The sequence below is a fragment of the Streptomyces sp. NPDC102467 genome, from assembly GCF_044765445.1.
Lineage (GTDB): Bacteria > Actinomycetota > Actinomycetes > Streptomycetales > Streptomycetaceae > Streptomyces.
In genome coordinates, this window is record NZ_JBIWKA010000011.1 from 1 (window position 1) to 16,646 (window position 16,646).

Consider the following 16,646-nt stretch of genomic DNA (forward strand, 5'->3'; position numbering starts at 1 on the left):
AGGGGCGCGGGGAACGGCGCGAGAAGTCCCCACCGGCCGGCGGACGAAGAATCCTCCAGGGGGGCGGGGAACGGCGCGAGAAGTCCCCACCGGCCGGCGGACGAAGAATCCTCCAGGGGGGCGGGGAACGGCGCGAGAAGTCCCCACCGGCCCGCGGACGAAGACCCCCCAGGAGCGCGGGGAAGCTCTCTCCGGGCCGCCGACGGAGGACCTGGCTTAACCCCTGTTCAGGCTCACCTCAAGGGCGGCTTAAGGAACCCCTCCGCGACCCTGACCAGCCAATTCAACGGCTCGGCGGAGCCTAGTGTGCCGGGGTGAGCACCGAGGCCGTCGAACCCGAACTCGCCCGATACCCCGCCCTGTCGGCATACCGCAGCCAGACCGAGGAACCGGCGCGGACCCCACCGATACCGCCGCGCCCGCGCAGGGCACCCCGGATCCGGCCCGCCGCCCCGATCCGGGTCACGCCGCGCACGCTACGGGCCGGGATCGGCATCGGCGGGGCAGCCGTGACGCTCCTGTGGGCGGCGCAGGCCCGCCCGTCGGCGCGGCTCGACATCCTGTTCGCGTCCGGCGCGCATCTGTCGGGGCTGCTCGCCGGGTACGGGATCCTCGTCATGCTCTTCCTGATGGCCCGAGTGCCCGCGGTCGAGCACGGCATCGGCGCCGACCGGCTCGCCCGCCATCACGCCCGCGGTGGCCGGCACGTCCTCACGCTCTGCGCCGTCCACGTCGTCCTCGCCCTGTGCGGGTACGCCGCACACACCGGCGCCGACCTCCTCACGACCGTCACCGATCTGCTCGGCTACCCGGGGCTCGCCTGCGCGGCCGCCGGGACCCTGCTGTTCGGCACGGTCGGCGTGAGCAGCGCCCGCGCCGTCCGCCGCCGGGTCGGGCACGGCCCCTGGCGCGGCCTGCACCTGCTCACCTACCTCGCCGCGGCCCTGGCCTTCGCCCACCAACTGGCCGGACCCGACATCGCGTCCAGCCCTCTCGGCCTCGGCCTGTGGTGCCTGCTGCACGCCGGAGTCGCCGTGCTTCTCGTCTGGTACCGGATCGTCGTGCCGCTGCGCCAAGCGCGCCGGCACGGCCTGCGGGTCGTCGAGGTGCGCGTCGAAGGGCCGGGTGTGGTGTCCGTCCTGATGCGTGGGCACGGTCTCGGACAACTGCACGCCGAACCCGGGCAGTTCTTCCGCTGGCGGTTCCTCGCGCGCCGCCTGTGGCACACGGCGCTCCCGTTCTCCCTGTCCGCGCCGGTCGACGGCGACCACGTCCGCATCACGGTGAAGGCCGTCGGCGACCACACGCGCCGGGTCCGCAGGCTGCGGCGCGGCGTACGCGTCGTCGCCACCGGCCCGTTCGGCGCGCTCACCGCCCACCGGCGTACCCGCCGCAAGGTGCTGCTGCTCGCCGGCGGGGTGGGCATCACGCCGCTGCGCGCCCTGTTCGAGACGCTGCCCGGTGCGCCCGGCGACATCACGCTCCTCTACCGCGCGAACAACGCGGGGCAGCTCGTCCTGCGCGAGGAACTGGAGGCCATCGCCCGCACCCGGCAGGCCGCCCTGCACTATCTCCTCGGCCCCTCCGACGCCGCCTTCGACCCGCTCGCCCCGCAGGCACTGCGCAACCTCGTGCCCGGCCTCGCAGACCACGACGTCTACCTCTGCGGTCCGCCCGGCATGACGTCCGCCGCGACGACGGCCCTGGCCCGCGCCGGTATCCCCGCGGAACGCATCCACGCCGAGTCCTTCGCGTACTGAACCATCACCGATCACGTAGAGACCGATCACGTAGAGACCGATCACGGAGTCCCCATGGGCCGCCACAGCAGACCCGCCCGCCCCGCCCACGCCCCTACGGTCCAGGCCCGCCGGAAGCTCGCCGCCGGTCTCGCCTCGGCCAGCGCCCTGGTCGCCGCATGTCTCGCCCTCACCGTGGATCCGGCCGCTCCGCCCGCCCCCGACCGGGCCGTCCCGCGATCCGGGACGGCAAGCTCAGACGACCCTCAACTCTCCCTCCCTAAATGGACGGCACACGTATCCCGTCCATAGGGTCATGAACATGCCTGACATATCCCTGACCACCGTCGTCGTGCTCTGCCTCGCCGCGCTCGCGGCCGGCTGGATCGACGCGGTGGTGGGCGGCGGCGGCCTCCTCCTGCTGCCCGCGCTGCTGCTCGGCCTGCCGAACTCCGCGGGCGCGGGGCCCTACGCGCTCGGCACCAACAAGGCCGTGGCCATCGTCGGCACCACCGGCGCCGCCGTCACCTACGCCCGCAAGGCACCGGTGGACGTACGCCTGGCCGTGCGGATCGGGGTCGCCGCACTCGCGGGTTCGACGGGGGGTGCGCTGCTCGCGGCGGGCTTGAGCACGGACGTCCTCAAGCCGATCGTGATGGTGGTCCTGGTCGCCGTCGGCGCCTTCGTCATCTTCCGGCCGTCCTTCGGTACGGCCCCGACGGCGGAGCCGGTCGCGCCGCGCCGGATCCTCGCCGCGATCGGCCTCGCGGGCCTCGGCATCGGCTTCTACGACGGTCTGATCGGCCCCGGCACGGGTACCTTCCTGGTCCTCGCGCTGACCGCGCTGCTCCACCTCGACCTGGTCACGGCCTCCGCCACCGCCAAGATCGTCAACTGCTGTACGAACGCGGGCGCGCTGGCGATGTTCGCGGTCAAGGGCACGGTCTACTGGCAACTGGCCGGGCTCATGGCCGTCTTCAACCTGGCGGGCGGGATGGTCGGCGCCCGCTCGGCGCTCAAGCGGGGAGCCGGGTTCGTCCGGGTCGTCCTGCTCACGGTGGTGTGCGCGCTGGTGGTGAAGATGGCCTACGAGCAGTGGGTGGCCTGAGCGGTGGGTGGTATGCGGTGTGCGGGGTGTTGCCGTTGTGCCGGTTCTACCGGCTTCCCGTCAGATGTGCGAACACCACCACGTTCCCCTGGTATCCGGTCCGCCGTGAGTACGGCCCCCCGCACGTGATCACCCGCAACTCCGCCCGCGGAGCGGCCCCGTACACCTTCTCGTCCGGGAAGTCCTTCGCCGCGTACACCTCGACCGCGTCGACCGTGAACACCGCCACCGAACCGTCCCGCCGGTCGATCTCGACGGTGCGGCCGCGCGTCAGGGCGCCGAGGCCGTAGAAGACGGCAGGGCCGACCGCGTTGTCGACGTGGCCCGCCACCACCGCCGTGCCCCGCTCGCCGGGCCTGGTCCCGTCCTCGTACCAGCCGGCCAGGTTCTTCTTGCGCGGCGGCGGCACGTCCAGGCTGCCGCTCGGCGTCAGGCGCAGCCCCATCAGCGGCGCGTCGACGCGCAGGGACGGGATGCGGATCCGGTCCGGCGGCGACGGGGACATCGGCGTGGCCCCCGGGTCGTCCCGGTCCGTGCCGGGGCGGGCCTGCGCGGCGGACGGCTGCGGTGGCGGATGCCCTCCGGAGCCGCCGGCCAGCAGCCAGGCGCCCACGCTCAGGGCGAGCACCGTGATGGCACCCATGGCGGCGTTGACGGGGTTCGCGCCGCGCATGAAGCCTCCTGGGGCCCGGCTCGTGCACCTGGCGCGGGACGCCCACGTGGAAGGACGCTTGCGAAAGACCGTCACATCCCGGCGCCGCTCGCCCGGCGGTGCAGCAGCCAGGTACCGCCCGCGGCGGCGACGGCCAGAGCCGCCACTCCCGCCGCGGTCTGCACGGGGTCGGGCCCGAGCGCGCCGCCGACCCCGGTCTTCACATGCCCGCGGGGCATCTGCGCCCCGGGCGCCCCGGCCTCCGCGAGCGACACGATCAGATCGCCCGTCACCTCCGTGCCGCCGGAGCAGCGGGCGACGATCTCGTACGTTCCCGGTTGCGCCGACGCCGGTACCGCGAACCGGGCGACGGCCTCGGCGGAGTCCGGCTCGGGGGCCAGCGTGAAGGCCCCCGACCCGACCGCCCCGGCGTCGCCGGCCGCCGTGCCCTGCGCGCCGCAGGCCGTCGTGCTCACGGTGACCGTGCTGCCGGGGACCGCCGTCGCGGGGAACACCTCCAGGCCGCCCTGCGCCGCGAAGGCGGGCGCGGCCGCGAATCCGGCGATGGCCACGGCGAACGCGGCGGCGGTCAGGGGTCGGCCTGTGCGCATCGTGCTTGCTCCTTCGCGGACGACGGGTGCGCCCTGCAAGCACGAGGTAAGTCCTCCTCGCCCCCGGCTGCCTGCTGATGCAGCGTCAGAAAGCTCGTCGGGGCGCCCCCCTGACGCCCCGACGGCAACATTCCAGCAGGTCACCGGCGTGTCGCGAGAAAGTACCCGAAGGGCAGCACCGACCGTGCGACCGGGTGAATGTTCTTTCTCTGATCTCCCTTCGCATGGCAGTGGCCCTGGCGCCCTAGTTCACGGACACCGCCGACCACGTCGCCGCCACCGCCGCGTACTCCGCGCTGCTCGCCCCGTACAGATCCTTGGCCGCGTCGAGCGTCGCCGTGCGCGCTCCCGCGTACTTCGTCGACGACGTCATATAGACCGTCAGCGCCCGGTACCAGATCGCCCCGAGCTTGTCCTTGCCGATGCCCGGCAGGGTGGCGCCGTCACAGGTCGTGCCGGCGTGCTGGACCCCGCCGATCACCTTCGGGCCGCTGCCCTCCGCCAGCAGATACGCGAAGTGGTTGGCGATGCCGGAGGAGTAGTGGACGTCAAGGTTGCCGACGCTCGGACTCCAGCAGTCGGCCGAGTTCCCGTCCTTGCTCGGCTGGTCCATGAAGCGCAGTGCCGCCTGTCCGAAGCCGGGCTTGACGACCTTTTCGCCGATGAGCCAGTCGCCCGGGTCGGCGGCGTTGTTCGCGTGGAACTCGACCAGGGTGCCGAAAATGTCCGACGTGGCTTCGTTGAGGCCGCCGGACTCGCCCGAGTAGGCAAGGGCCGCCGTCTTGGACGTCACGCCGTGGGACATCTCGTGGCCCGCCACATCGAGCGCGACCAGGGGGCCGAACGTGGTTCCGTCGCCGTCCCCGTACGTCATGCAGAAGCAGTCGTCGTCCCAGAACGCGTTGTTGTATCCGCTTCCGTAGTGAACGCGGTTGTACGAGCCCTTGCCGTCACCTGCGATGCCGTCCCTGTGGTGGGCCTGCTGGTAGTAGTCCCACGTCTGGTCCGTGCCGTACTGCGCGTCGACGGCCGCGCTCGCCCGGTCGGCGTTCGCGCCCGTACCCCAGTGGTTGTCGCCGTCCGTGAAGAGCGTCGCGGGGGCGCGGCTCAGGCAGATGCCGAGGATGCAGAGGTCGGTCTTGTTCTGCGCGTCGCCGGTGTACGTGCCGCCGCGCGTCGCGTCCTTCAGCTGGTACGCCGAGCCGGACTGCGTCGTCCGCAGCGGGACCGTGCCGGAGTAGAGCGACTTGCCGTCACCGGTGGCCGCTGCCGCCGTCGCCGTCTCGATGCCGTCCCACGCGTCGATCTGCCGGCCCGTGAGCGCGTCGGTGAGGACGACTCGGGAGACCGGGTTGCCCAGCGAGTCCTTCGCGGCGGTGTCGGTGCGCCAGGCGAGGGTGGGCTTGCCGTGCAGGGCGTCGACGACCAGCAGCGGCTTGGAGATCAGCTTGCTGAGCGTTTCGCCGGCGGTGGCTGTGCGCAGCGCCTTCGCGGCCAGGTCGGCGGCCTTCGGGGCGGTCACCTTGGGGGTCGTCGTGGGGACGGAGAGGTCGCCCTCGACGGCCCTGTCGGCGCTCTTGTACGTGCCGGACGGTGTGAGGTGCACGATGAAGTCGCCGCCCAGGACCGGGAGTTGGTGGAACTGCCGGTCGTAGCGGACGTGCTGGGTGCCGTCCTTGTCGACGATCACGTCGCGGACGGCGGTGTTCTGGGCGGGGGTCAGGTTCAGGGCGGTGGTGTGGGTGGTGAGCGCGGTGGCCGCGGCGGTGATGGCGGCGGCGCGGGTGGGGGTGCGGGTGGGTGTGGGCGTGGGGGTGGCGGTCGCGGTCGCCGTGGGGGCGAGGGCCGCGGCCAGGAGGGTGGCCGCGGCCGCGGCTATGCCGGCGGTGCTGAGGCGCGATGTGGTCCTGGAGGGTCTCATCGGGCTCCTACGTGGGGGTTTCCTGAATCCTGATGTCGCCTCAGTTTTAGGCGGTCATGACAAGGCGCGTCCAGGGTGTGACCGTGCCGGGGCTGTGAAGGTCGGTGCGCCATAAATGGAGGGTGGCCGTCTGGTGTTTCGTCGGCGGCCCTCGGTCGTCTCCCACAGGTGTCGGGGTGGGTACGGGGCCGCCCGGGGTATGTCCGTGCTCGCCATCTTGATGGCCTCGCCGGTTGCTTCGGGCGTCGCTACCGCGTGCCGCTGTGCTGCGCGCGCACATACCCCGATCGTCCCCTCCCGTCTCGTACGCGACCGAGGGCCGGTGGAGTGCGTGGTTCCCCGCCCACTCCGGCTGTCCCCTCCCGTCTCGTACGCGTCTGATCCCCGGTTCTCACCAAGCGCCGGTATTTTCAGCCCCTCCGGCGCTTGAGGAGCGGGGTCCGGGGCGGAGCCCCAGGGCTGGGCGTCAGTGCCGGGCGACAATCCGAACCGGCTCCGCAAAGCGCAGCGCCCCGCTCAATCGACCCGGGCCACCCGAACCGCACACACCTTGAACTCCGGCATCCCTGAAACCGGGTCCAGCGCAGGATTGGTCAACGTGTTGGCACGCCCCGCGCCGGGCCAGTGGAAGGGCATGAACAGCGTGTCCGGGCGGATCGTGGGGGTGAGGCGGGCCGGGGCCAGGGCCTGGCCGCGCCGGGAGGTGACCGTGACGGTGTCGCCGTCCGCTATGCCGAGGCGTGCGGCGAGACGCGGGTGGAGTTCCACGAACGGGCCCGGCGCCGCCTTGTTCAGCTCGGCGACGCGGCGGGTCTGCGCCCCCGACTGGTACTGCGCCACGACCCGGCCCGTCGTCAGATGGAGCGGGTACTCCGCGTCGGGCTCCTCGGCCGCGGGCCGGTGCGTCACGGGGACGAAACGGGCCCGGCCGTCCTCCGTGTCGAAACGGTCGAGGAAGAGGCGGGGCGTGCCCGCGTGCCCGGTGTCGGGGCACGGCCAGTGCAGGGCCTCGCCCTCGGCGAGCCGGGCGTAGGAGATGCCCGCGTAGTCGGCGGGACCGCCGGCCGAGGCACGGCGGAGTTCGTCGAAGACCTCCTCCGGCGCGGTGGGGAAGCCCTTCTCCATGTCGGGCGCCAGGCGCGTGGTCAGGTCGTGCAGTACGTCGAGGTCGGAGTGGACCCCGGAGGGCGGGGACAGCGCGCGTCGGCGCAGCAGCACACGGCCTTCGAGGCTGGTGGTCGTTCCTGTTTCCTCCGCCCATTGCGTCACCGGGAGTACCACGTCGGCCAGTTCGGCCGTTTCGGACAGGACCACGTCCGCCACCGCCAGGAAGTCGAGCGAGCGCAGGCGTTCTTCGATGTGCGCGGCCCGGGGTGCCGACACCACCGGGTTCGAACCCATGACGAGCAGGGAGTGGATGTCCTTGCCCAGGGCGTCAAGGAGTTCGTAGGCCGAGCGGCCGGGGCCGGGGAGGGAGTCGGGGTGCACGCCCCAGACCTCCGCCACGTGGGCGCGGGCCGCCGGGTCCGTCAGCTTGCGGTAGCCCGGCAACTGGTCGGCTTTCTGGCCGTGTTCGCGGCCGCCCTGCCCGTTGCCCTGGCCGGTCAGGCAGCCGTAGCCGGAGAGGGGGCGGCCGGGGCGGCCGGTGGCGAGGGCCAGGTTGATCCAGGCGCCGACCGTATCCGTGCCCTTGGACTGCTGCTCAGGGCCGCGTGCGGTGAGCACCATCGCGTGGTCGGGCTCGGTGAAGAGGCCTACGGCCGAGCGGAGTTGGGGGAGTGGGACGCCCGTGATCCGCTCGACGTACTCCGGCCAGTGCGCCATCGCCCCGGCCCGCGCCGCCTCCCAGCCCCGGGTGCGTTCCCGGACGTACTCCTCGTCGACCCGGCCCTCGGCCACCACCAGGTGCAGCATGCCGAGCGCGAGCGCCAGATCGGTTCCCGGGCGCGGTGCCAGGTGCAGATCGGCCTGCTCGGCCGTGCGGGTCCGGCGCGGGTCGATGACGATCAGCTTGCCGCCGTTCGCCTTCAGCTCTGTGAGGTAGCGGAGGGCCGGCGGCATCGTCTCGGCCAGGTTCGAGCCGACCAGGATGACGCAACCCGTGCGGGGGATGTCCTCCAGAGGGAAGGGCAGGCCCCGGTCCAGGCCGAAGGCCCGCTGGCCCGCGGCCGCCGCCGACGACATGCAGAAGCGGCCGTTGTAGTCGATCTGCGATGTGCGCAGGACCGTACGGGCGAACTTGCCCAGCGCGTACGCCTTTTCGTTGGTCAGGCCGCCGCCGCCGAAGACCGCGCAGGCGTCCGGGCCGTGTGCCGTACGCGTGCGGGCCAGGCCTTCGGCGATCGCGTCCAGCGCCTCGTCCCAGCCGGCGGGTTCCAGGTCGCCCGCGGCCGAGCGGATCAGCGGGGTGGTCAGACGCGCCCCGGCGGAGAGGACCTCCGCCGCGCTCTGGCCCTTGCCGCACAGCGCGCCCCGGTTCACGGGGAAGTCCGCCCGGCCCGTGACCGTCACGCCCTCGCCCGACGCGTCCGGCGTCAGCGTCATGCCGCACTGCAGCGCGCAGTACGGACAGTGCGTGGGCGTGGCAGCCGGTGGCCTGGTGTGCGTGTGCATGGTCGCCAGCGTGCGGGGCGCTTGTTACGCGGCACGGACGGGCGCGGTTACGCAGGCGGTACGCACATCTCGCAGCGCCCGGCGGGCCGGTGTGAGGTCAGCGGGTCCCGGTCAGCGCACGGTGGATGCCGTCCTCCCGCGCGCCCAGGAAATGCGGGTCGGGGCGGACCAGCGCGTCGAGCGCCGCCTTGCCCGCCGCGAGCACCTCGCGTGCGCCGCCCGCGTACCAGGTCGCATCGTGCCGCTCGTCCACCCCGACCCCGTACGACGACACCCCCGCCGCCTCGCACAGTGCCACCGCCCGCCGGATGTGGAAGCCCTGGCTGAGCAGCACCGCCCGGTCCACCCCGAAGACCTTCTTGGCGCGTACGCACGAGTCCCAGGTGTCGAACCCCGCGTAGTCGCTCACCACGGCACGGCCCGGCACCCCGTGCCGGGTCAGATACGTGCGCATCGCGTCCGGCTCGTCATAGTCGGTGCGGCTGTTGTCACCGGTGACGAGGACAGCGCGGACCCGGCCCTTCCGGTACAACTCGGCCGCCGCGTCGAGGCGGTGCGCCAGATACGGGGAGGGCTCGCCCTGCCACAGTCCCGCCCCGAACACCATCGCCACATCAGTGCGTGGCACGTCGGCCGTGGAACGCAGCCGGTCACCGGTCGACGTGAACAGCCATGTCGCGGGCAGCAGCGCCAGCACACAGACCGCCATGAGGAGCTGCAGCGCGCGCCGTTGGCCCCGGCGGGTGCGGGGCAGGCGCGGACGGGGCAGACGCATGGGAACTCCCGGGGCGGGCGGTCGACGGCGGGGCTGTGGGCCTGTGGACTTGTGAGCCTGTGGGCCTACAGAGGTAGGAGACGTCGCGTGCGGGCGGATGGTTCGTCCGCTCACCCGCTCACCCCGGCCCGGGGCCCGTCGTGAAGAACCGGCAACCGCCCGTCACCCCCGCGCAACAGACCGGCAACCCCGGCCCGGCACGATCACCCCATGACGGACACGTCCGCACACCTCGACCCCACGGCCGGCACGGCGCGACTCCTCACCATGATCAGCGATCAGCTGGGCAGCGGGCTCAGCCAGGTGTCCCGGCGAGGCCTCCGCCCCGACCCGGCCCTGGTCCTCGTGGCGCACGGCAGCCGCGACCCGCGCGCCCTGACCACCGTCCGCGAACTCGTGGAGCGGATACGGGAACAGCGGCCGGGACTGACCGTCCGCCTCGGGCACATCGAGCTGAACGAGCCGCTGCTGACGGATGTCCTCGCCGGTCTGCCCGCGGGCGGCCGGGCCGTTCTCGTACCGCTGCTGCTGTCCCGCGGGCACCACGTCAAGCATGACCTGCCCCGCGCGGCCGAGGCCGCCGGACACCTCTTCACGCGCGTCGCCGACCCGCTCGGCCCGCACCCCCTGCTCGTGGACGTCCTGCACGAGCGGCTGCTGGCGGCGGGCTGGCCCGGGCGGCTCACCGAGCGCGGCCGCCGGCGAGCGGGGGTCGTCCTCGCCGCCGCCGGGTCCCGTGATCCGGAGGCCGACACCGACACCCGCCGCACCGCCGCGCTGCTCGCCCTGCGCCTCGGCGTCCCCGTCGTCCCCGCCTACGCCTCCGGCCCCGCCGCCGACGTGGCCACTGCGGTCCGCGCCTTCGCCGCCCGGGGCCGCCACCGGCTCGCGCTCGCCTCGTACTTCACCGCGCCGGGCCGGTTCGCCACCGAGTCGGCGGCCGCGTTCGCCCAAGGGCCCGGTGTCGTCGCGGCCCCGCTCGGTGCCCACCCGGACCTCGCCCGCCTCGCCCTGCACCGCTACGACAGCGCCCTGCTCGACCCCGCCCGCACCGCCCGGCACCTGGCATCCGCCTGACCCCACCGGGCCCGCCCCTTATGTCGGTGCCTGGCCGCGGTGTCAGTAGTGTCAGGCCATGACCCTGACGGACGAAGGTTGCGGTACGTACGACGAAGCGGACGTCGAGCGGTGGGCACCCGAGCCCGACAAGCGCCCGGGCCGCACCGCGTTCCAGCGCGACCGGGCTCGCGTCCTGCACTCCTCGGCGCTGCGCAGGCTCGCCGGCAAGACCCAGGTCGTCACCCCGGGCACGCGCAGCAAGCACTGGGACGCCAGCCCCCGCACCCGGCTCACGCACTCGCTCGAATGCGCGCAGGTGGGGCGGGAGCTGGGCGCGGCCCTCGGCTGCGACCCCGATCTCGTCGAGACGGCCTGCCTCTCGCACGACATGGGGCACCCGCCCTTCGGGCACAACGGCGAGCAGGCGCTCAACGAAGTGGCGCAGGACTGCGGCGGGTTCGAGGGGAACGCGCAGTCCTTGCGGCTCCTCACCCGCATCGAGCCCAAGCGGTTCGTGCGGATGCAGGAGGGCGACGAGCTGGTCAGCGTGGGGCTCAATCTGACCCGGGCCGCGCTCGACGCCGCCACCAAGTACCCGTGGCCGCTCGGCGAGCACCCGAGTGATCCCGCCTCGTCCAAGTTCGGTGTCTACGAGGACGACCGGCCCGTCTTCGACTGGGTCAGGAAAGGGGCGCCGGGCCGTCGCACCTGCTTCGAGGCGCAGGTCATGGACTGGGCGGACGATGTCGCGTACTCCGTGCACGACCTGGAGGACGGCCTGCACGCCGGGCACCTGGACCCGAACATGCTGCACGCCGAGCCCGAGCGTGCCGGGGTCTTCGCCGTCGCCATCGGGCGGTACGTGCCCGCGGACACCGACCCGGCCGAGCTCTCGGCCGCCCTCGACCGGCTCCTCGACCAGGAGTGGTGGCCGCACGGCTACGACGGCACGGCGGTCGCCCAGGCTCGCCTGAAGGACGCCACCAGCCAGCTCATCGGCCGCTTCTGCCTGGCCGCGGAGAGCGCGACCCGCGCGCGGTACGGCACGGGCCGTCTGACCCGCTACGGGGCCGAGCTCGTCGTCCCGCGCGCCGCCCGCCACGAGTGCGCCGTCCTCAAGGCGGTCGCCGACCTGTACGTGATGCAGCGCCCGCAGCAGGAGCGGCTCCGCGCCGACCAGCGCATCGTCGTCGCGGAGCTGGCGCAGTCGCTGACGGCCCGGGCCCCGGACGGCCTCGACCCCCAGTTCCGGGCGCTGTTCGACGACGCGCCCGACGACGTCACGAGGAAGCGCGTCATCGTCGACCAGATCGCCTCCCTGACCGACGCCTCGGCCCGTTCCCTGCACGCACGTCTTGCGACCGACCACTGGGCGTGACGAAAAGTTCGGGAAACGCTGGGAAAAGGTGCCTTGTTAGGGCCACGCCCCCTTCCCGCATCACGCTGCGTGCGGGACGCTCGCATATGACGGCAGCGCAATGAGGAGGCACCAAGTGGTCGACGCGGACCAGACGTTCGTCATCGTCGGGGGAGGACTCGCGGGGGCGAAGGCCGCCGAAACACTCCGCGAGGAGGGTTTCACCGGGCGGGTGATCCTCATCGGTGACGAGCGGGACCACCCGTACGAACGGCCGCCCTTGTCGAAGGGCTTCCTCCAGGGCAAGGAGGACCGGGAGAAGGCCTTCGTCCACGAACTGGCCTGGTACGCGAGCCACGACATCGAGCTGCACCTGGGCCAGACGGTCACCGCGATCGACCGGGCCGCGAAGACGGTGCGGCTCGGCGACTCCACCACCATCAGCTACGACAAACTCCTGCTGGCCACCGGCGCCGAACCGCGCCGCCTCGACATCCCAGGCACCGACCTCGTCGGCGTCCACCACCTGCGCCGCCTGGCCCACGCCGAGCGCCTGAAGAACGTGCTGGCCGCGCTCGGCCGGGACAACGGGCACCTGGTGATCGCCGGGGCGGGCTGGATCGGCCTGGAGGTCGCCGCCGCGGCCCGTGAGTACGGCGCCGAGGTCACCGTCGTGGAGGCGGAGGCGACCCCGCTGCACGCCGTGCTCGGCCCCGAGGTCGGCCAGATCTTCACCGAGCTGCACAGCGACCACGGCGTCCGCTTCCACTTCGGCGCCCGGCTCACCGAGATCTCCGGCCAGGACGGCATGGTGCTCGCCGCCCACACCGACGACGGCGAGGAACACCCGGCGCACGACGTGCTCGCCGCGATCGGCGCCGCCCCGCGCACCGGGCTCGCCGAGGCCGCGGGCCTCACCCTGGCCGCCCGTGAGCACGGCGGGGGTATCGCCGTCGACGCCTCGCTCAGGACCTCCGACCCGGATGTCCACGCGGCGGGGGACGTCGCCTCGCTCCAGCACCCGCCGTTCTCGCCGGCGCTCGGCAGCCTGCGCGTCGAGCACTGGGCCAACGCGCTGAACGGCGGCCCGGCCGCGGCCCGCGCCATGCTCGGCAAGGACGCCCCGTACGACCGCGTGCCCTACTTCTTCTCCGACCAGTACGACCTGGGCCTGGAGTACTCGGGCTGGGCGCCGCCGGGCAGCTACGACCAGGTGGTGATCCGCGGCAACGCGGGCAAGCGCGAGTTCATCGCCTTCTGGCTGAATGACGGCCGGGTGCTCGCCGGGATGAACGTGAATGTGTGGGACGTCACGGAGCAGATCCAGCAGCTGATCCGCTCGGGCGCCAGGCCCGACACGGAGCGGCTGTCCGACCCGACGGTCCCGCTCGGTGATCTTGTGGAGGGGTGACGGGAGTGTCGGCGGTGGGCCGTAGGATTCACGCGTGGCAGGCAGGATCAATGACGAGGACGTGAAGGCGGTTCGGGACGCGGTCCCGATCGACGCCGTGGTCTCCGAGTACCTGCAACTGCGCAACGCGGGCGGCGGGAACCTGAAGGGCCTCTGCCCGTTCCACGACGAGAAGTCCCCGTCCTTCCAGGTCAGCCCGAGCAAGGGGTTCTTCCACTGCTTCGGCTGCCAGGAGGGCGGCGACACCATCACGTTCGTGATGAAGGTCGACCACCTCACCTTCTCCGAAGCGGTGGAGCGCCTCGCCGCGCAGGCCGGCATCACCCTGCGCTACGAAGAGGGCGGGTACAACCCCTCGCATCAGCGCGGGGAGCGCATCCGCCTCGTCGAGGCGCACCAGGCCGCCGCGCAGTTCTACATCGATCAGCTGGAGTCCCCGGAAGCGGAGATCGGCCGCGCGTTCCTCGCCGAGCGCGGTTTCGACCAGGCCGCCGCCGCCCACTTCGGCGTCGGCTACAGCCCGGCGGGCTGGGACCACCTGACCCGCTTCCTGCGCGGCAAGGGCTTCAGCGACAAGGAGCTGACCCTCTCCGGGCTCTCCCAGGAAGGCCGCCGCGGGCCCATCGACCGGTTCCGCGGCCGCCTGATGTGGCCGATCCGCGACATCGGCGGGGAGGTCGTCGGCTTCGGCGCCCGCCGCCTGCGCGAGGACGACAACGGGCCGAAGTACCTGAACACGCCCGAGACCCCGATCTACAAGAAGTCACAGGTCCTGTACGGCATCGACCTCGCGAAGAAGGACATCGCGAAGGCCAGCCGCGCCGTCGTGGTCGAGGGGTACACGGACGTCATGGCCTGCCACCTGGCCGGCATCACCACCGCCATCGCGACGTGCGGCACGGCCTTCGGCAGCGACCACATCAAGATCCTTCGCCGTCTGCTCATGGACAACGGGTCGGCGCGGGTGATCTTCACCTTCGACGGTGACGCGGCCGGCCAGAAGGCCGCCCTGCGCGCCTTCGAGGACGACCAGAAGTTCGCCGCCGAGACGTACATCGCCATCGCGCCGGACAACATGGACCCGTGCGACCTGCGCCTCGCCAAGGGCGACGAGGCCGTCGCCGACCTCGTCGAACCCCGTACGCCGCTCTTCGAGTTCGCGCTCCGCCAGATCATCGGACGCTACGACCTGGAGACCCCGGCGGGCCGCGCCGCCGCCCTCGACGAGGCCGCGCCGGTCGTCGCCCGGATCAAGAACAGCGCCTCGCAGCACGAGGTCGCCGTCCAGCTCGCCGGCATGCTCGGCATCCTCGACACCCAGTTCGTGGTCAAGCGCGTCGGGCAGCTGGCCCGCTGGGCCAGGGACCGCGGCGGCAAGGGCCCGGCCCCCGCCGCGGGCCGGGGCCGCCAGGCGCCCGAGGCGGCCGCGCCCGCCCGCGCGTTCGGCGGCCCGGCCCTCACCCTGCGCAACCCGGTGTACGCCACCGAGCGCGAGTTGCTCAAGCTCGCCCTGCAGTACCCGCAGCTGGTCTCCCCGGCCTTCGACGCGTACGGGATGGACGAGTTCACGGCCGCGCCGTACGCCGCCGTGCGCCAGGCCGTCCTGGAGGCGGGCGGCGCCGAGCAGGGCATCCACGACCCGCACGAGTATCTGGTCCGGGTCCGCGACGCGGCGCCGGACGACGCGGTACGGGCGATGGTGACCGAGCTTGCGGTCGAGGCGATCCACCGCAAGACGGTCGACGAGGCGTATGCGGGCGAGCAGCTCGTCACCGTGCGCAGGCGGGCGGTCGAGCGCCGCATCCGCGATGTCCAGGGCACCTTCACGCGCCTCGGCTCGGGCGGCGACCCGGCCCAACTGGTGGCCGTGCAGAACGAGTTGTGGGTGCTCCAGCAGTACGGCCAGGCACTGCGCGAGCGGGGCGCGCAGGCGCTGTAGACGCCGGGCCACGCTCAAGTGCGCCGTTTCGCCTGTTCGAGGCGGGGAAGAGCGGGCACTCGTACAGCACGGTAACCGCGCGGTCACGCACCGGACTCAGAAAGTCGTCGCACGCCCCTCGTGGCGGCACTGTGTCGTACTCCACACTGGGTGGCGGTGCCTGAGTCCTCGGAGCGCGGCCGGAACCCGGACACCGGGTCCGACACCCCCGCGGTTCCGCTTATCGCGTACGGGACGGACAGCGGCGCGGCCGCCGTTCCCGTCCTCCAACCGCACGCCTCAGCAGCGATCACCTTGGAGGTCGCCCCCGTGCAGACCCAGACCCTCAGCCAGAGCGACAGCACAGCGCAGGCCCTCGCCGAACCCGAAGGTGCCACGGAGGGCGAGGCCCTCACCACGGTGCCGCCCCAGAGCCGCGCGGCGCACCGTCCCGAGGCGGCCGCGGCCGCGTCCGATCCGGACGAACCAGAGCCGGTCGAGCCGCCCGAGCCGGTGCGCAGCACCCGCGCGGACACCGGCAGCCCCTCCTCCGACCTGTTCCGCCAGTACCTGCGCGAGATCGGCCGCATCTCGCTGCTCACCGCGGCCGAGGAGGTGGAGCTCGCGCGCTGCGTCGAAGCCGGCCTGTTCGCCGAGGAGCGGCTCACCCACGCCCCCGACCTGGACTCCGAACTCGCCCTGGACCTCGACAAGTTGGTCGTCATGGGCCGGATGGCCAAGCGCCGCCTGATCGAGGCGAACCTGCGCCTGGTGGTGTCCGTGGCCAAGCGGTACGTGGGCCGCGGCCTGACCATGCTCGACCTGGTCCAGGAGGGAAACCTGGGCCTGATCAGGGCGGTCGAGAAGTTCGACTACGCCCGCGGCTACAAATTCTCGACGTACGCGACGTGGTGGATCCGCCAGGCCATGAGCCGCGCGCTCGCCGACCAGGCCCGCACGATCCGCGTCCCGGTCCATGTGGTCGAACTGATCAACCGGGTCGTCCGCGTGCAGCGCCGGATGCTCCAGGAGCGCGGCTACGAGCCGACACCGGAAGAGGTGGCGGCCCACCTGGACCTGCCCCACGAGCGGGTCAGCGAGGTCCTGCGCCTCGCCCAGGAGCCCGTCTCGCTGCACGCCCCGGTCGGCGAGGAGGACGACGTGGCGCTCGGCGACCTCATCGAGGACGGAGACGCGGCGAGCCCCGTCGAATCGGCGGCGTTCCTCCTGCTCAGGGAGCACCTGGAGGCGGTCCTCTCCACCCTCGGCGAACGCGAACGCAAGGTCGTCCAGCTCCGCTACGGCCTCGCCGACGGCCGCCCCCGCACGCTGGAGGAGATCGGCCGCATCTTCGGCGTCACCCGCGAACGCATCCGCCAGATCGAGTCGAAAACGCTCAACAAGCTCAGGGACCACGCTTTCGCGGACCAATTGCGGGGCTACCTGGACTGAGGCAGCCCCGAAGGGGCAAGCCTCAGGGGC

The 16,646-nt window shown here is 72.7% G+C and carries 12 protein-coding genes; 7 read left to right on the forward strand and 5 right to left on the reverse strand.

Going from position 1 to position 16,646, the window contains the following annotated elements:
* Positions 1 to 314 precede the first annotated feature (314 nt).
* A complete protein-coding gene (locus ACIREE_RS23175; protein WP_404155216.1) occupies positions 315 to 1,760 on the forward strand; it encodes a ferric reductase-like transmembrane domain-containing protein in 1,446 nt (481 codons plus the stop codon).
* A gap of 301 nt (positions 1,761 to 2,061) precedes the next feature.
* Entirely contained in the window at positions 2,062 to 2,847 is a 786-nt protein-coding gene (locus ACIREE_RS23180; protein ID WP_404155219.1) for a sulfite exporter TauE/SafE family protein, read from the forward strand.
* Between the two features lie 46 nt (positions 2,848 to 2,893).
* Here ACIREE_RS23180 and ACIREE_RS23185 read toward each other — a convergent pair whose 3' ends face one another.
* From ACIREE_RS23185 to ACIREE_RS23205, 5 genes are all read right to left on the reverse strand, one after another.
* Entirely contained in the window at positions 2,894 to 3,520 is a 627-nt protein-coding gene (locus ACIREE_RS23185) for a class F sortase (protein WP_404155222.1), read from the reverse strand.
* Positions 3,521 to 3,591: 71 nt separating this feature from the next.
* A complete protein-coding gene (locus ACIREE_RS23190; protein WP_404155225.1) occupies positions 3,592 to 4,110 on the reverse strand; it encodes a hypothetical protein in 519 nt (172 codons plus the stop codon).
* A 244-nt stretch (positions 4,111 to 4,354) separates the two neighbouring features.
* Positions 4,355 to 6,031 carry a M4 family metallopeptidase gene (locus tag ACIREE_RS23195; RefSeq protein ID WP_404155226.1) on the reverse strand — a complete coding sequence of 559 codons (1,677 nt, stop codon included), beginning with the start codon at positions 6,029 to 6,031 and terminating at the stop codon, positions 4,355 to 4,357.
* A 516-nt stretch (positions 6,032 to 6,547) separates the two neighbouring features.
* Positions 6,548 to 8,644 carry a molybdopterin oxidoreductase family protein gene (locus ACIREE_RS23200; RefSeq protein ID WP_404155229.1) on the reverse strand — a complete coding sequence of 699 codons (2,097 nt, stop codon included), beginning with the start codon at positions 8,642 to 8,644 and terminating at the stop codon, positions 6,548 to 6,550.
* Positions 8,645 to 8,741: 97 nt separating this feature from the next.
* Complete coding sequence (locus ACIREE_RS23205; RefSeq protein WP_404155232.1) at positions 8,742 to 9,419, reverse strand: vancomycin high temperature exclusion protein; 678 nt, start codon at positions 9,417 to 9,419, stop codon at positions 8,742 to 8,744.
* 210 nt (positions 9,420 to 9,629) lie between these two features.
* Here ACIREE_RS23205 and ACIREE_RS23210 point away from each other — a divergent pair, with 210 nt between their 5' ends.
* The 5 genes from ACIREE_RS23210 to ACIREE_RS23230 all read left to right on the forward strand — a co-directional run bounded on the left by ACIREE_RS23210 (position 9,630) and on the right by ACIREE_RS23230 (position 16,616).
* Positions 9,630 to 10,496, forward strand: coding sequence for a sirohydrochlorin chelatase (locus ACIREE_RS23210; protein ID WP_404155235.1), 867 nt, complete (start codon positions 9,630 to 9,632; stop codon positions 10,494 to 10,496).
* 58 nt (positions 10,497 to 10,554) lie between these two features.
* Entirely contained in the window at positions 10,555 to 11,856 is a 1,302-nt protein-coding gene (locus tag ACIREE_RS23215) for a deoxyguanosinetriphosphate triphosphohydrolase (protein WP_404155238.1), read from the forward strand.
* Positions 11,857 to 11,971: 115 nt separating this feature from the next.
* Positions 11,972 to 13,246, forward strand: a complete 1,275-nt coding sequence (locus ACIREE_RS23220; RefSeq protein WP_404155240.1) for an NAD(P)/FAD-dependent oxidoreductase — start codon at positions 11,972 to 11,974, stop codon at positions 13,244 to 13,246.
* A 34-nt stretch (positions 13,247 to 13,280) separates the two neighbouring features.
* The gene (dnaG, locus tag ACIREE_RS23225; protein WP_404155242.1) at positions 13,281 to 15,185 is read left to right on the forward strand and encodes a DNA primase; all 1,905 of its coding nucleotides are present in this window, start codon (positions 13,281 to 13,283) and stop codon (positions 15,183 to 15,185) included.
* A 156-nt stretch (positions 15,186 to 15,341) separates the two neighbouring features.
* The gene (locus ACIREE_RS23230; RefSeq protein ID WP_404155245.1) at positions 15,342 to 16,616 is read left to right on the forward strand and encodes an RNA polymerase sigma factor; all 1,275 of its coding nucleotides are present in this window, start codon (positions 15,342 to 15,344) and stop codon (positions 16,614 to 16,616) included.
* The last annotated feature ends 30 nt before the right edge of the window (positions 16,617 to 16,646 follow it).

Coding starts and splice junctions, on each gene's coding strand:
- ACIREE_RS23180 (WP_404155219.1), top strand. CDS start 2,062: ATGCCTGACATATCCCTGACCACCGTCGTCGTGCTCTGCCTCGCCGCG.
- ACIREE_RS23190 (WP_404155225.1), bottom strand. CDS start 4,110: ATGCGCACAGGCCGACCCCTGACCGCCGCCGCGTTCGCCGTGGCCATC.
- ACIREE_RS23185 (WP_404155222.1), bottom strand. CDS start 3,520: ATGCGCGGCGCGAACCCCGTCAACGCCGCCATGGGTGCCATCACGGTG.
- ACIREE_RS23215 (WP_404155238.1), top strand. CDS start 10,555: ATGACCCTGACGGACGAAGGTTGCGGTACGTACGACGAAGCGGACGTC.
- ACIREE_RS23205 (WP_404155232.1), bottom strand. CDS start 9,419: ATGCGTCTGCCCCGTCCGCGCCTGCCCCGCACCCGCCGGGGCCAACGG.
- ACIREE_RS23195 (WP_404155226.1), bottom strand. CDS start 6,031: ATGAGACCCTCCAGGACCACATCGCGCCTCAGCACCGCCGGCATAGCC.
- ACIREE_RS23210 (WP_404155235.1), top strand. CDS start 9,630: ATGACGGACACGTCCGCACACCTCGACCCCACGGCCGGCACGGCGCGA.
- ACIREE_RS23200 (WP_404155229.1), bottom strand. CDS start 8,644: ATGCACACGCACACCAGGCCACCGGCTGCCACGCCCACGCACTGTCCG.